Below are 16,005 nucleotides of genomic sequence, written 5' to 3' on the forward strand. Positions count from 1 at the left end.
TGGCTATTTAAAATGCTTGGATAAGCGTTTCAGCTGTTCAACCTGGCCTTCAAGCACCAGAATATCGCCTTGCTGCATAATTAACTGCGGATCGAGGCTGAACTGAATCTCGCTGCCGCGTTTATGCAGCAGGGTTTTCACTTCTGGCGCATGACCGATAAACTCATGATAGCGCGTACCGTTTAAGGCTTCAGTCACCTCGACTTTGACAATAAAGTGATCATCTTCCAGCGCCATATAGCGGCTGACCATCGGATAACTCAGTGACTGGGCAATGCGGACACCCATATCTTCTTCCGGATGAATAATTTTGCTGACCTGCAGATGGGTCAGAATCATGTGGTGGGCTTTGGACTTGGCTTTGACATAAATTTTTTCCAGCCCCATATTTTTCAGATGCAGCACACATAAAATACTGGCTTCAATATCTTCACCAATGGCCACCACCACCGCATCACAGTTCTGAATATTCAGCTCCTGTAGCACGTGTTCGTCGGTAGCATCGGCAATCACGGCGTGGGTAATTTCCTCGGCAATATTTTCCACATATTTTTTATTAATATCGATGCCAATCACATCATGTTTCAGGCTGACCAGTTGCGTGGCAACGGTGGCACCAAAACTGCCTAAGCCAATGACTGCAAATTGCGCCATAGTGTGTTCCTAATTACATTTTTATGGTTAGCGTGAATATAAATTTATTTTAAAGATCAGGTGGATATTTACATCATTTTTCTTAGGGTGTTTGTGTAAACCAATAAAAAACCGCCAGCAAATGGCGGTTTTTTAAACTGGATTTTATTTCAGGAAGCGCTGATAACCTAAGTTATTGCTAATTTCCGCATATGGATAGCTAATGCTTTCCAGGGTTTCAATCAGCCCGTCCGGGTTCTGTTTGGCATCGCTGGCTTCCAGACCAACCAGCACACGGCCTTCGGCGGCGCCGTGGTTACGGTAATGGAACAGGGTGATGTTATGGGTCGGGCCTAAACGCTCCAGGAAGGTCAGCAGGGCGCCTGGACGCTCCGGAAATTCCACCCGGAACAGACGTTCATTTTCAATATCGGCATGACCGCCAATTAAATAGCGGATGTGCAGTTTGGCCACTTCATCATCAGACAGATCATCAACATCATATTGCACTTTCAAGGCTTCAAAGATGTCATGACGTTCTTTTTCACCGCCTTTCAAGCTAATGCCGACAAAGACCTGTGCGGCCGATGCATCACTGGCACGATAGTTAAACTCGGTAATATTACGGCCTTGCAGGGCGCGGCAGAAGTTCAGGAAGGAACCTTTCTGCTCTGGAATGGTGACTGCAAAAATCGCTTCTTTGCGTTCGCCCAGTTCAGTACGCTCGGCGATATAACGCAGGCGGTCAAAGTTCATGTTCGCGCCGCAAACAATCGACACGATATTTTTACCAATCAGCTCATGCTGCTCGACATATTTTTTGATGCCGGCCAGCGCCATAGCACCTGATGGTTCTACAATGCTGCGGTTTTCATCAAAAGTATCTTTAATTGCAGCGCAGATTTCATCGGTATTCACCAGCACCACATCCGGTTCGACAATCGGGCCAGAGTTGTCTGATTTTTGCAGACGAATCACATCAAAGGGTTTTTCACCAATCTGTGCCACGGCGGTCCCATCGGCAAACAGACCGACCGAAGGCAGAACAATACGTTCACCAGCTTCTAAGGCTGCTTTCAGACAGGCCGATTCATCATATTCCACTGGAATGACTTTGACGTGCGGAGCGACATCACCCAAGTACGCTGCTACACCGGCAATCAGGCCACCGCCACCTACGGCAACAAAGACATAATCGACATCGCGCCATTGGCGTAAAATTTCATTGGCGATGGTGCCTTGGCCGGCCATGACCAGTTCATCATCATAAGGTGGAATGAAGGTCATGCCATCATCCTGGGCACGCTGAATGGCATATTTGTTGGCTACATCAAACGAATCGCCGTGTAGTACTACTTCGCCACCTAAACGTTTTACCGCCTGTACTTTAATATCTGGCGTGGTTTTAGGCATCACGATAATGGCACGAATCCCCAGTTTTTTTCCTGAAAGAGCCACGCCTTGAGCATGGTTGCCGGCTGAAGCTGTGATCACGCCACGTTCTAACTGCGCTTTAGGTAGTTGGCTAATACGGTTATAGGCACCGCGTAGTTTGAAAGAAAAGACCGGTTGTAAATCTTCCCGCTTGAAGCGGATGTTGTTATTCAGTCGTTCACTAATTCGTGGCGCTGCTTCGAGTGGGGTTTCGATTGCAACATCGTAGACTGTTGCTTGTAAAATTTGTCGAACCAAACGAGACAGCATGTTAATCTTCCATCTAACAGTTTAAAATAGGGGTTTATTGTAACAAACCCCTGTACATTTGGGCTGTAAAATCAGCATCAAATGTCAAAAAATAGTTGAGCGAAGTCATGAGTCTGTATGCAACCCAAGATGAGAAGAAACAAGCTGCGGCAAAAGCAGCCTTAAAACATTTGCCTAAAGGCGGGATTCTGGGTGTAGGCACAGGCAGTACCGTCAATTTCCTCATCGATTTATTGCCTGAATTGCAATTGGAAGCGGCTGTGGCCAGTTCTGAAGCAACGGCAGAGCGCCTGAAAAAGCTGGGTATTGAAGTCGTGGATATGAACAGCGTGGGCGGTTTAGATGCCTATGTCGATGGTGCAGATGAAATTGACCGTCATATGCACATGATTAAAGGTGGCGGTGCGGCGTTAACCCGTGAAAAAATTGTCGCGTCGATTGCGAAAAAATTTGTTTGTATCGTTGATGATTCAAAATGGGTTGAACAGTTGGGCCGTGAATTCCCGCTACCGGTTGAAGTAATTCCAATGGCACGTTCTGCCGTGGCACGCAAGCTGGTCGCACTTGGGGGTGATCCGGCGTACCGTGAAGGTGTGGTAACCGATAACGGCAATGTGATTTTAGATGTTTATAACCTGAACATCCTGAACGCACTGGAACTGGAAAAAACCATCAATGACATTCCGGGTGTGGTGTGTAACGGTATTTTTGCTTTAAACAAAGCTGATATTGCCATTGTTGCAACCAATAACGGTATTGAAGAGCGTACAGCAATTTAAACTTAACAGCTTTAAGAGTTAATCTCCCCAAACCCCTCTTTAAAAAAGAGGGGCTTTTCTCCCTCCTTTATTAAAGGAGGGGCGGGGAGGACTCTCTAAAAAGAACAATAATGACATTATCCGACCTTCCTGAAATTCAAATCACCCGTAATGTTCGTGCGACGCGACTGCGTTTACGTGTCGATGGTCAGCAGATTAAAGTCACGGCGCCTGTTTTTTGTAGCAATCGTCAAATCCAGAAATTTATTGCCGATGCCGAAAGCTGGCTGTTAAAAACCTGGCAAGCACAGCAGGCCCAGCAAGGATTTGTACAGCGTGAATTACCAAATCAGTTGGCACTTTTTAATTTAGATGAGCCTTTAAATATCTACTATCAAACACAACAACAGAGTTTTATTTTAGATTTAAAAAAGCATTGCCTTTGGGTCAGTGACCGTCAACCTGCAGCATATTTAAAAGCCTTTGTTATTGCTTATGCCAAAGAGTATTTACCAATTTATTTAAAGCAAGTGGGCAGAGAAACAGGCTTGAAATATGGTGATTGCTCAATTCGTAAGCCCAAAACTCGCTGGGGGAGCTGTTCTGCTAAACATGACATTATGCTTAATAGTGGTTTGGTGCTTTTTCCACAGGAAATCACACGCTACGTGGCGGTACATGAGTTAGCGCATACCAAGCATTTTGATCATAGTCCCAACTTTTGGGCAGAAGTTCAAAAACATGATGTTGATTTCCAGCAGCATCGGAAAATTTTAAAAAGTACACCGATGCCGTGGTGGTGGAATATTGTATGAGGTTTATTCTTTATTTAAAAAATAATGCAAAATGCGGTAGCTTTTGATTAAGACAAAAGTTATTTACATAAGTATTGAAAAGAAGAAATATACAACTGAAAAGGGTTCTGCACGATATAATTTGTACTGAAGGATAATTAATAGGACTTACGCCGATGATGTAAAGCATATTGGTGTGGTTAATATTGAAAATGTTTTTTATTAAATGTAACTAAGTATTACATTCCAAATAAAAATATCTATTGTCTTGCTCTTGCTACTTTACGAAATCTTTACTTCCGCGTAAGTGTAGAAACTGGATATGATTATTTTCTTACGGCAATAATTAGAGTATTTACTCAACTATTTTTGTTGAGATAAATACAAGTAATTTAAAAAAAAGTTAAGTAAGTCACATTTTAATGTTGCTTTGTGAAACCTTGTTGATATTATGTGTTTGGGTTGGGGCGTGTGTATATGGTTACTCATGGTTACTCATGATCGTAGCAGTGTTGCTAAACGGTTTTATATTTCTGTACGTGTTAAATTTGTGATCGCTTTCATTGGAGCCTGTCTGTGGACATGGTTTTCTTTATGGATGGCTGAAAATTGGATACGTGATTTGAGCCAATTGATTGGGTCAGTTGCAGCGATATTCTTTATTTATGGTATTGCGATTATTCCTGGATTTATGAATTCCTTTGCTGCTTTGAGCTTGTTGATGGATAAAAGGCCTAAACGACAAATTTTAGATGTATATCCGAATATTACAATTCTCATAGCTGCATACAATGAAGAACTTTCTATTCTAGACACGCTTAAGAGTGTAGATAGACAGAATTATCTGGGTGGACTGCAAGTCATTGTGATCAATGACGGTTCTAAAGATCGTACTGCACAACTGGTCAAACAGGCTGAAGCTCAGTATTCATGGCTGACTTTATTGGATTTAACCCAAAATGCAGGTAAGGCTCATGCCTTAAATGAGGGTTTGAAATTAGCCAAACATGATTTGGTGCTTACTGTTGATGCAGATTCCTACTTACACCATTTTGCTTTGCAATGCATTGTGGAGCGCTATGTTGCAGATCCCCCGAATACACGCGCCGTTGCAGGTAAAATTTTGGTTCGAAATTCACGTCATAATTTACTGACAAAAACGCAAGAGTGGGATTATTTTTTGGGGATTGCTGCGACAAAACGCTTGCAGTCTTTATATCAAGGTACGCTGGTGGCTCAAGGCGCATTTTCAATTTATGATCGTAATGCACTGGTTGAAGTGGGTGGTTGGCCTGAATGTGTAGGTGAGGACATTGTACTTACTTGGGCATTGCTCAGAGCAGGTTACCGTATTGGACATTCGGAGGATGCCTGTGTATTTACCAATGCGCCTACGGAACTCAACGTGTTTGTTAAACAACGTCAGCGTTGGGCACGTGGCATGATGGAGGCTTTTATTAAGCATCCAGGTATTTTGATTAAGTCGCGGTTATCTACATTCTTTATTTATTGGAATGTGCTGTTTCCATGGTTAGACATTGCCTTTACCTTTGGTTTTATTCCTGGAATTATTTTGGCATGTTTTGGTCATTTTTGGATAGTTGGTCCAATGACTTTGGCACTCTTACCTATGGCTTTTTTGTTGGGTTTTCTCAACTACAGTATTGAAAAACGTATGTTTAAAGCTATGGATCTTAAAATACGTAAAAACCTAACGGGTTTCTTTATTTATGTTTTGGCTTATAGTTTCTTGTTGCAACCAGCAAGCATTTTAGGCTACTTGGATGAAATTTTGAAAACACGTAAAAAATGGGGTACTAAATGAAATCTAGTAATATGAATTTTGGTTTCTCATTATGCTTTTTTTGCTTACTTTCAACCCATGTGCAGTCGGGTGAGTCGTCAGCAACACAACCCTTAGACTTGGCTGCAGGCATGGAGTTTTTCATTAGCCATGATAGTGAAGGTTTTGAAACAAAAAAAATATCAGCTGAAGTTTTTCCTCAATACAACAATGCAAATGATTATTTAGGCGCACGTTTTAGTGCTTATAACTATAAAATTGATGATTGGCAGAGTGATGCTTACAAAGTATCAATTATTGCTAAAAATGTAGAAGCTGCAACTGCAAATGGATGGACGCTTGAAGCTGGGGTCTTTGAACAAAATGACCATACCTTAGCCACCTTTGATGGTAGCTATCGTCAACCATTAACTAAAAGTACCGCAGTAGAAGTATTTGCAAATCGTGATTGGGTCGAAACACGTCCAGCTTTAGAGCAAGGTATACATTTTACTTATTTGGGTGGCGCAGTTGATCAGCAAATAGGGCCACATGTTACTTTAGTTGGTTTGGCAGCAACGCAGCTATTTTCAGATGATAATCGCCGTGATCATGGTCGCTTAAAATTAATCTACCAGCCATCCTTAGAATATGGCTTAACATTGCAGGCGCGATACCGTATATATCGAAGTGATGCGGATGATGTTGCAGGGTTGTATTTTAATCCTAAAGACTATGAAGAAAGTATGTTAGCTCTGGGGTGGCGTAAAAGATACAATGGTTGGACGACTGGGATTACACTCGGTTATGGACGAGAAAAAGTGGCTGATGCACCGAGCCAATCAACAGAATTACTAGAACTGAACATACAGAGTCCAATTCATCAAAACCAATTTGTGCGCTTAAATGCGGGTTATAGTAACAGTGCTTCATATTATGGTGCCGACTATAGCTATCATTATTTAATGGGCGAATGGGTGCTTAAATTTTAGTAAATTACTATGTATTAAAATCAGATCCTAGCTTGAATATTTTATGATAAAGAAAATACTAATTTCAACTAATAACTAAGCAAAACAGTTTAGAAAACTAAAACTTCCTGTCATACTACTGCTTTATTGAACATAGCACACTTGATTGAGGTATGAACGTGATTTCAGTAGGTATTGTCGGCGGTACAGGTTATACAGGCGTTGAACTTTTACGTCTTTTACTACGACATCCAGAGGTACAGGTCACTGTATTAACCTCACGTACTGAAGCCGGTCGCCGTGTCGATGATATGTTCCCAAGTCTGCGTGGTCATACCGATTTATGCTATTCAGATTTAAATATTGAAGATTTAAAACAGTGTGATGTGGTGTTCTTTGCTACGCCGCACGGTGTTGCCATGAAACACGCGGCCGATCTGGTTGCGGCCAATACCAAAGTCATTGATCTGGCGGCAGATTTCCGTTTACAGGATTTGGCCCAATTCGAAAAATGGTACGGCATGGAACATGCGTGTCCGGACATTCTTAAAGATTCAGTCTATGGTTTATCTGAACTGAACCGTGAACAGATTAAAACGGCACAGGTGATTGGTAACCCGGGTTGTTATCCAACTACTGTGCAATTAGGTTTGGCGCCATTATTAAAATCTGCTGAAACCTTGATTAAACCTGAAAGCATTATTATTGATGCCAAATCGGGCGTATCAGGTGCCGGCCGTAAAGCCAGCCTGGGCATGATTTACTCTGAAAATGCTGATAACTTCAAGGCTTATGGCGTGGCAGGTCACCGTCATCATCCGGAAATTGTGGAAGCACTGGAAAACATTTCTGGTCAAAAAGATGTGTTTAACCACATTGTATTTGTGCCGCATTTAGTGCCGATGATTCGTGGCATGCTCAGCACCATGTATATTGACCTGACCGATGCAGGTGATGCGACAGATGTACAGGCGCTATATGAACAGTTTTATGCGCAAGAGCAGTTTGTAGATGTAATGCCAGCAGGCAGCTCACCTGAAACGCGTTCAGTACGCGGCGCGAACCAGTTACGTATTGCGCTGTACAAGCCGCAACCGAAGAAACTGGTGGTGCTGGTGGCACAGGACAATCTGGTGAAAGGGGCAGCCGGTCAGGCGGTACAAAACATGAACCTGATGTTTGGCTTTACAGAGCAGGCTGGCCTCGAGGTGATTGGTCTATTACCATAAGAAACGCTTTTCGACTTCACACACATTTAGATTTCGATTTAAATGTGTGGTTTGAATGCAATCAAAACAAGAGATGACGATGCAGAATACGGATACCAATACCACGTCACAACCGACGCCACCGAAAAAACCTTTTATGCAAAGCAATTTACCTCTCGTACTCGGTGCAGCTGTATTAATGTTAGGCAGCGGCTTTTTGGGCTATTCGGTGGGGCATCGTCAGGGTTTGACTGTGGTCGGTTATGATGCCGATGCAGAGCAGCTGGTTGAAGTCGTACAGGAACAGAAAGTTCGTCTGGAAAGCCTGAATAAAACCCTGAATGCAGCGGTTCAGGAGCGTGATGTAGCGGTCAGCAATGCCAATGACCTGTATGCGGCCCTGAATCAGGCACGTAATGATAAAATCCAGGCCGATGGCATGGGCAATTTATACCGTGAAGTGCTGCGTAATCGGGGTGGTTTAAGTCTGACCATCCAGAATATTGGGATTAAACCTTTACCCGATAATGCCTATGAATATCAGCTCGATCTGGTGCAAATCAGCCCGAATAAGCGCCGTGCTTCAGGCAATGTTGAACTGCGTCTGATTCAGGGCACCGAGGTGCTGGTGGTGCCCATGGAAGACAATAATTTCAATTTTGATAATTATGAGCGCCTGACCGGCCGCTGGACCATGCCAAAAGGCTTTAGTCCGCAATTTATTGAAGTGCGTTTAACTGGTAGTACCCCTGTGACCAAACGATTCAGCTGGGCACGTGGAAAAGCCACGGAAGCGCCTTCTGCCTTTATCTCTGAAATACCGCAAGCAGAAGCCACTGCGCAATAACTGTGAAATAAATCTCTTATGCGAAGTAACAAACGACCAATTTGTTTAAACGAAATCAAACAGTCTTTTCAGCAGTCTGGCATGGTGGACTGGCATTTTAATCCGCGTTTAAGTACGGATGAGCCGAATGAGCATGAGGACGGAGACATTGCCGTACAGACGGCACCGCCTGAATTAAAGCGTCCACCACTATACGCTGTCGTTTTATTGAACGATGACTATACCCCAATGGACTTTGTAATTGAAATTTTACAACAATACTTTGCAATGAATCTTGACCAAGCGACTCAAGTAATGCTAACTGTACATTACGAAGGAAAAGGTATTGCAGGGGTTTATCCGCGAGACATCGCAGAGACCAAAGCAAACCAAGTCAATAATTACGCTCGATCTCAAGGTCATCCATTACTTTGTCAGATTGAGCCTAAAAACTAAGGGGGTTACATGCTCAGTCGTCAATTAGAAGTATCATTACGTTTGGCTGTTAGCATGGCTCGTCAAAAGAGACATGAGTTTCTGACGGTAGAACATTTATTATTGGCTTTGCTCGACAATGATTCTGCAGTAAATGCGCTAAAAGCATGCGGGGCAGATATTATTGTGCTGCGCAAAGAACTTGAAGAATATGTAGAACAACATACCCCTAAACTCGGTGAAAACAGCGATCAGGCACCGCATCCAACGGAAAGCTTTGACCGTATTTTGCAACGAGCAATTTTCCATGTGCAATCCAGTGGTGGTGATCGCACAGTCGAAGGCGCAGATATTCTGGTTGCGATGTATTCGGAACGGGATTCTTTTGCCGTATATCTATTAAAACGCCATCAAATTAACCGTTTAACCTTAACTCAGTATCTTTCTCATGGTACGCGTAAAGAAGAATCGCAAGCCGAAGAAGAAATTGAAGAACTCGATGGGGAAAGCTCAACTTCGGCCAATAGCGGTCCGCTGGAGCTGTATACCACCAACCTCAACAATGAAGCGGTGAAGGGTAAAACTGACCCACTGATTGGCCGTGAAAAAGAAATTGAACGCGCCGCGCAAATCTTATGTCGCCGTCGTAAAAACAACCCGCTGCTGGTCGGTGATCCGGGGGTTGGTAAAACCTCAATTGCTGAAGGTCTGGCCTGGTTAATTGTGAATGGTAAAGCGCCAAAACCACTGCTCAATTCAGAAATTTACAGTCTGGATATTGGTGCCTTGGTGGCCGGAACCAAATATCGCGGTGATTTTGAAAAACGCCTGAAACAGCTGTTAAACGCGTTAAAGAAAAAGCCGGAAGCGATTTTATTTATTGATGAAATCCACATGATTATTGGTGCCGGTTCCAGCATGGGCAGTACCATGGATGCCTCGAATCTGATTAAACCAGCGCTGGCCAATGGCACTTTGCGTTGTATCGGTTCGACCACGTTCCAGGAATATCGTCAGGTCTTTGAAAAAGACCATGCCTTGTCACGCCGTTTCCAGAAAATTGATGTCAATGAGCCATCAATTCCTGAAACTATTGATATTTTACGTGGCTTGAAATCGAAATTTGAAGATTTCCACCATGTGCAATATGACGATAAAGCACTGGTTTCTGCGGTTGAGCTGTCATCTAAATACATCAATGACCGTTTCTTGCCAGATAAGGCGATTGACGTGATTGATGAAGCCGGTGCACAGCGCCGTCTGAAAGATGAACAGGAAGATCGTCTGATTACCGTTGAAAATATCGAAGATATTGTGGCGAAAATTGCCCGTATTCCACCGAAAACGGTGTCTAAAGATGACAAGACCGTGCTTGAGCATCTGGAACGTGATCTGAAACGTGTGGTGTTCGGTCAGGATGAAGCGATTGAAGCACTGGCGTCTGCCATCAAACTGTCGCGCGCCGGTTTGAAATCGCCAGATAAGCCTGTTGGTAGCTTTGTATTTGCCGGCCCGACCGGGGTGGGTAAAACTGAAGTCACCAAGCAGCTGGCCAAATTGCTGGGTGTCGAGCTGGTCCGCTTCGATATGTCGGAGTACATGGAACGCCACGCGGTGTCCCGTTTAATTGGTGCGCCGCCGGGCTATGTCGGTTTTGATCAGGGTGGTTTGCTTACCGATGCGATTCATAAAAATCCGCATTGTGTGCTGCTACTCGATGAAATTGAAAAAGCCCATCCGGATGTGTTTAACCTGTTGCTGCAAATTATGGATCATGGCTCATTGACCGATAATAACGGGCGTAAGTCAGACTTCCGTAATGTGGTGCTGGTACTGACCACCAATATTGGTGCAGAAAGTATTTCTCGTGTCAGCATTGGTTTTATGGAACAGGACAACAGCAATGACAACCAGGAAGCAATGAAAAAAGCCTTCTCGCCTGAATTCCGTAACCGTCTGGACAGCGTGATTCAGTTTAAAGCCTTGCCGACCAGCGTGATTGAAAGCGTGGTCGACAAGTTCCTGACTGAACTGCAAGCTCAGCTGGATGAGAAAAAAGTCATTCTTGAAGTAGATCAGGATGCACGTGAATGGATGGCTGAACATGGCTATGACCGTTTAATGGGTGCACGTCCAATGCAGCGCTTAATTCAGGAACACCTGAAGAAACCACTGGCAGAGATGATCCTGTTTGGTGAGCTGGCTGAACACGGCGGCAATGTAGCCGTATCTGTCAAGAAAGAAAACGGTAAAGCCACCGGTTTGAAACTTGAAGTATTTGAAGATCAAACCGCTGAACCGGCTTAATCCTGTACTTGAATATGAAAGCCCGTGTACGCACGGGCTTTTGTTTGCTTAAGGTTTATCTTTTGTATTGTGAGTTTTTATGGATTTTTCTATCACTAAAATTCTGACCACGGTTTGCCTGTTCTTGGTGACGGCGGTGGCGGAAATTTTGGGCTGTTACTTTCCTTATTTAATTTTGAATCAGGGGAAATCACATTGGCTCTGGTTGCCTACGGTATTGGCTCTAGCGGTATTTGTCTGGCTGTTAACCTTGCATCCGGCAGCATCAGGGCGAATTTACGCCGCTTATGGTGGAATTTACATTTTTACCGCGCTGATGTGGCTGAAATTTGTCGATCAAGTCAGTTTAAGTCGTTGGGATCTGCTGGGTGGTCTGGTGGTGATGTGCGGCGCGCTGATTATTATTTTGCAGCCACAAGGACTGGTGCGTTAATTTTTCTATTGTCATTGTGGGCTGAAAATGGGAATTTACTGCGGCAGGATTTACTACCGCAGTTAGTGATTAATCGGGTTGGTTTAGAATTGACATTCCGAATTTTTTAGCTGTAACTGATACTGCTGCTGCGCCGAGCTTAACTGCAGCTCAATCCGGTAGGGATTGACGCGTTGGAACTGATGCTCAAAAATCATCTCGCAATTCTGCAGTAAATTCTTTTTCATGATTTTTTTCACTTCGCTATGGCCAACATCCTGAGCAAACTGCTCAAAATCCGGGCTGCTAATCAAACCTTTCACTTCAACTCGGTCTGCAAATAGCTGCATCTGTTCAATAATCGTATTCTGATCGACCTGATACGGCAGGGTGCGTGAATCTTCCACACTAATAATATTCAGAATTTCATTAAGTCCGGTCGTATTCTTGATTTTGTACTCGGCATCAATGATCTGTTTTTGTTGCAGATACTGGTCCAGTTCACTGGCATGGCTGGTGAATGAAAGGGCACTGAGTCCGAGGGCTAAAACTGTCGACAAATAGATTTTATTGTTCATTCGAGTCACACATTATGAGCTGTATTCTAGACATTTATATCAACATGAATAGGGCGGATAAGCAACCATCCGATCTGGCTTTATCTCTATAAATTTAAGAAATATATAATCTATTTATCTATAAATTATTGTGTTTAAAGACTTTTTAACTAAAAAATTGATCAAAAATTACATTTTATTTTTTGTGTGAAGTTTCCATTAAAAGTTATATTAGCAACGCGCTTATGCTGTATCTAAGCAAAAATATCTCCTTATGTGGCAAGAGCTTATCGCCTCTACATGAGAAATTTCAATAAATTAAAAATGAGGAAGATAAACCTTGAGCCAAGCTTAAACCAAACAGGAAAAAGCCAGTCGAATTAAGGGAATTATCGGGGCGGCCTCGGGCAACCTCGTCGAATGGTTCGATTTCTATATCTATGCTGTATTTGCGGTTTACTTTACCCAAGCGCTGACTGCACCGAACATGGATAGTTCTACCCAGGCCATTTATGTCTGGGGGGTATTTGCGGCAAGCTTCTTTATGCGTCCGATTGGCAGCTGGCTGTTTGGACGTATTGCCGATAAACATGGCCGTAAAAAGTCCATGGTGATTTCCATCTGCCTAATGGCCTTCAGTTCCTTTCTGTTTGCTGCATTGCCGACTTATGAGCAAGTCGGGATGGCGGCACCGTTCCTGCTGTTGCTGGTGCGTTTGTTACAAGGCTTGTCGGTTGGCGGGGAATATGGTGCGGTTGCCAGCTATATGAGTGAGCTGGGTTTAAAAGGTCAGCGCGGCTTTTTTGCCTCGTTCTAATATGTGACTTTAACCGGCGGACAGTTACTGGCCAGCTTGCTGGGTGTAATTTTCCTGAGTTTTATGACCGAGCAGCAGTTACAGGATGGCGGCTGGCGTATTCCGTTTGTGATTGGTGGTCTGGCTGCCATTGCCTCACTGCTGGCACGAAGCCGTCTGGAAGAAACGTTGTCACATGAAGACAGCGATAAAGAAGAGTCGGGCAGCTTAAAAGAGCTGTTTAAAAATCACTGGAAAACTTTCTTGCTGGTGGTGGGCTATACCTCGGCGGGTTCACTTAGTTTCTATGTGATTACGGTTTATTCCAAAACCTATCTGACCAATATCGGCATTGATTCGCAGACGGTCGGGCTAATCATGACGGGCTGTATTTTTATTCTGATGGTGGCGCAGCCATTCTTCGGGATTTTATCAGACAGGATTGGTCGCAGAAATTCGATGCTGCTGTTTAGTGGTCTGATGGCGATTGCCATTTATCCTGTTATGGCAATCGGGATGCGTGCCTTTAGTGATTCACCCATGATGGTGGCCTTGCTGTTGATTTTCCTGATGATGCTGTTAAGTCTGTATACCTCGATCAGTGGAATTGTAAAAGCGGAAATGTTCCCGCCGCATGTGCGTGCACTCGGTGTTGGTTTCTCTTATGCGGTTGGTAATGCAGTATTTGGCGGCTCAGCCCCTTCAGTGGCTTTACAGTTTAAATCAGCCGGTATTGAAAACAGTTTCTTTATCTATGTGATTGTGATGCTGGTGATCTGTTTCTTCTATAGTCTGCAAATTCCTCGTGAAGCGCGCTATTTAAAAGATGATCATTAATCCGGATTTCATGATTTGATCAAAACGAAAAAAGCACCGGGAATGAACGGTGCTTTTTTATCTTGATGCGGTTAGCAATTATTTTAAATGCTCGTTGATCAGGAATTCCATTAGGGCTTTTTGTGCGTGTAGACGGTTTTCCGCTTCATCCCAAACCACAGAATTTTTATGATCCAGCATATTTTCTGAAATTTCTTCACCGCGGTGTGCAGGCAGGCAGTGCATGAACAGACAATCTGGATGCGCTAGATCCATGAGGCGTTCATTAACCTGATAGTTGGCAAATGCCTGTTCACGGATTTTCTGTTCTTCTTCTTGACCCATGCTGGCCCACACGTCGGTCACGATTAAATCGGCATTGACTGCGGCATCTTCAGCAGAATCGACCAGTTCAACACAGTGAGCAAATTCAGACAGGAATTTTTCTTGTGGCTCATAACCTTTAGGTGCGGCCACTTTCAGCTTGAAGCCCCACATGTGTGCCGCTTCAATATACGAGTTACACATGTTGTTGCCATCACCAATCCAGGCCACGGTTTTGCCTTCGATTGGACCGCGATGCTCAAGGAAGGTTTGCATATCGGCCAGTAATTGACATGGATGATGATCGTCAGTTAAGGCATTAATCACCGGCACTTTGGAATAAGAAGCAAAACGCTCCACAATGTCATGTCCAAAGGTGCGAATCATGACAATATCCAGCATGCTTGAAATCACGCGTGCTGAATCTTCAATAGGCTCACCACGACCTAACTGGGTGTCGCGTGGAGATAAGAAAATTGCGCTACCACCAAACTGATTCATACCAGCTTCAAACGATACACGGGTACGGGTACTCGACTTCTCAAAAATCATGCCCAAAACTTTACCAATAAAAGGTTGGAAAACTTCATGCTGATGCTGCTTGCGTTTAAGTTCAATTGCGCGTTGCAAAATCTGGTTAAGTTCTAAAGTCGACAGGTCGCGTAAAGTGAGAAAGTGACGTAGAGCCATTCGTTACTCCACAATAATTGCTGAAATTGAAATCAAAACAACAATTAGTTGTTGGTTGGTTAAATAAAACAGGGAATCGGCTAATATACTATATTGAATCGAAATTGCAAAAAACTAGACGATTTGGTGACCTTGCAGAAAGTGATCGACACAGTAATGAATATAGTCATCTGTGGTTTGCGGGTCATCCTGAACAGGCAAGCCCATTAAAATCCGCCATTCCAGATTACGCAGAATGCCAAAGAACAGCTGCGCTGAATAAAGTGAATTCTCACAGCGAATCAGCCCCTGGGCGGCGGCATGATCCAGCGCATGTGCAATGGAAGTTTGCAAATGCTTGGGGCCTTGTTCATAGATATAACGCGCCAGTTCCACATTGTGCTGGGTGCGCTCCAAAATTAACCTTAAAAAGGCAGAATTGGCCGGCACACTTAAATGGCTTTTAAAATTATCTAGTGTATGAATTAAATAAGCCCGTAAATCACCCTCAAAAGATTCAAAGGGTAAGCAAATGTCTTTAAAGAACTTTTCCGCACGATAATCACAAATGGCGGTAAACAGGCCTTCTTTATTGCCAAAATATTTATAGATAAAGGCCTTGGAACCACCGGCATGATGCACGATATCATCCAGCGAGACAGCATCGTAGCCATGTTCCAGAAACAGGTCATTGGCGCTCAATAATAAAGCCAGACAGCGTTCATGCCCACGCTTGGTCGGAGGGACATCTTTGCTAAAGGGTTCTAACTGAGCCAAATCATGCATAATCAGGGAGCAGGCCGCCAATTGGTAAGGAATAAATATAATTGTAGCAAATATATGACCGCTTGGCATGGAATAGCGTAGACGGAAATGTATTGACTTTTTTCTTACAGATTTACTTGAATATTTGACTAAAGTTTTAGGGACTTTATTCTAATTGGTCATGGTTTAGGCAAAGATTCTGAGTATACTCAAGCCTCAATAATTAGAAACTACTGTGGAAAGGACG

14 protein-coding genes and 1 pseudogene are annotated in these 16,005 nt (G+C 43.5%); 10 read left to right on the forward strand and 5 right to left on the reverse strand.

What is annotated here, in order from left to right; translation table 11 throughout:
• Nucleotides 1-3: 3 nt before the first annotated feature.
• Nucleotides 4-654: a TrkA family potassium uptake protein gene (locus FTT68_RS08015; RefSeq protein ID WP_005177682.1), complete on the reverse strand. Its 651-nt coding sequence runs from the start codon at nt 652-654 to the stop codon at nt 4-6.
• A 144-nt stretch (nt 655-798) separates the two neighbouring features.
• Nucleotides 799-2,337 carry a threonine ammonia-lyase, biosynthetic gene (gene ilvA / locus FTT68_RS08020; protein WP_005177685.1) on the reverse strand — a complete coding sequence of 513 codons (1,539 nt, stop codon included), beginning with the start codon at nt 2,335-2,337 and terminating at the stop codon, nt 799-801.
• A 107-nt stretch (nt 2,338-2,444) separates the two neighbouring features.
• Between ilvA and rpiA the strand changes: the two genes are divergently transcribed.
• The 9 genes from rpiA (at nt 2,445) to FTT68_RS08065 (ending at nt 11,852) form a co-directional block, all read left to right on the forward strand.
• A complete protein-coding gene (gene rpiA / locus FTT68_RS08025) occupies nt 2,445-3,116 on the forward strand; it encodes a ribose-5-phosphate isomerase RpiA (RefSeq protein WP_005177689.1) in 672 nt (223 codons plus the stop codon).
• A 110-nt stretch (nt 3,117-3,226) separates the two neighbouring features.
• Nucleotides 3,227-3,910, forward strand: coding sequence for a M48 family metallopeptidase (locus tag FTT68_RS08030; protein ID WP_180175277.1), 684 nt, complete (start codon nt 3,227-3,229; stop codon nt 3,908-3,910).
• A gap of 466 nt (nt 3,911-4,376) precedes the next feature.
• On the forward strand, nt 4,377-5,714 hold the full coding sequence (locus FTT68_RS08035) for a glycosyltransferase family 2 protein (protein WP_228289509.1): 1,338 nt from the start codon (nt 4,377-4,379) through the stop codon (nt 5,712-5,714).
• A complete protein-coding gene (locus FTT68_RS08040; RefSeq protein ID WP_206862766.1) occupies nt 5,711-6,664 on the forward strand; it encodes a hypothetical protein in 954 nt (317 codons plus the stop codon). The genes FTT68_RS08035 and FTT68_RS08040 overlap by 4 nt, the downstream gene beginning before the upstream one ends.
• A 152-nt stretch (nt 6,665-6,816) precedes the next feature.
• Nucleotides 6,817-7,872, forward strand: coding sequence for an N-acetyl-gamma-glutamyl-phosphate reductase (gene argC, locus FTT68_RS08045; RefSeq protein ID WP_180175278.1), 1,056 nt, complete (start codon nt 6,817-6,819; stop codon nt 7,870-7,872).
• A 79-nt stretch (nt 7,873-7,951) separates the two neighbouring features.
• Entirely contained in the window at nt 7,952-8,698 is a 747-nt protein-coding gene (locus tag FTT68_RS08050; protein WP_005177701.1) for a DUF6776 family protein, read from the forward strand.
• 18 nt (nt 8,699-8,716) lie between these two features.
• Complete coding sequence (gene clpS / locus FTT68_RS08055) at nt 8,717-9,133, forward strand: ATP-dependent Clp protease adapter ClpS (RefSeq protein ID WP_035363010.1); 417 nt, start codon at nt 8,717-8,719, stop codon at nt 9,131-9,133.
• Nucleotides 9,134-9,142: 9 nt separating this feature from the next.
• Nucleotides 9,143-11,419 carry an ATP-dependent Clp protease ATP-binding subunit ClpA gene (gene clpA / locus FTT68_RS08060; RefSeq protein WP_005177712.1) on the forward strand — a complete coding sequence of 759 codons (2,277 nt, stop codon included), beginning with the start codon at nt 9,143-9,145 and terminating at the stop codon, nt 11,417-11,419.
• A gap of 79 nt (nt 11,420-11,498) precedes the next feature.
• Complete coding sequence (locus FTT68_RS08065; protein WP_005177718.1) at nt 11,499-11,852, forward strand: YnfA family protein; 354 nt, start codon at nt 11,499-11,501, stop codon at nt 11,850-11,852.
• An 83-nt stretch (nt 11,853-11,935) separates the two neighbouring features.
• On the opposite strand, the gene FTT68_RS08070 is transcribed toward FTT68_RS08065, so the two are convergent.
• Entirely contained in the window at nt 11,936-12,409 is a 474-nt protein-coding gene (locus tag FTT68_RS08070) for a hypothetical protein (RefSeq protein ID WP_016658171.1), read from the reverse strand.
• Nucleotides 12,410-12,767: 358 nt separating this feature from the next.
• Between FTT68_RS08070 and FTT68_RS08075 the strand changes: the two are divergent.
• Nucleotides 12,768-14,021: pseudogene (locus tag FTT68_RS08075) on the forward strand (MFS transporter).
• A gap of 78 nt (nt 14,022-14,099) precedes the next feature.
• Here FTT68_RS08075 and argF read toward each other — a convergent pair.
• The gene (gene argF / locus FTT68_RS08080; protein ID WP_005177730.1) at nt 14,100-15,014 is read right to left on the reverse strand and encodes an ornithine carbamoyltransferase; all 915 of its coding nucleotides are present in this window, start codon (nt 15,012-15,014) and stop codon (nt 14,100-14,102) included.
• Between the two features lie 114 nt (nt 15,015-15,128).
• A complete protein-coding gene (locus FTT68_RS08085) occupies nt 15,129-15,779 on the reverse strand; it encodes a TetR/AcrR family transcriptional regulator (RefSeq protein WP_075167741.1) in 651 nt (216 codons plus the stop codon).
• Nucleotides 15,780-16,005: the final 226 nt, after the last annotated feature.

Origin of the sequence: Acinetobacter sp. Q85-2 (assembly GCF_013420555.1) — a bacterium.
GTDB classification, from domain to species: domain Bacteria; phylum Pseudomonadota; class Gammaproteobacteria; order Pseudomonadales; family Moraxellaceae; genus Acinetobacter; species Acinetobacter indicus.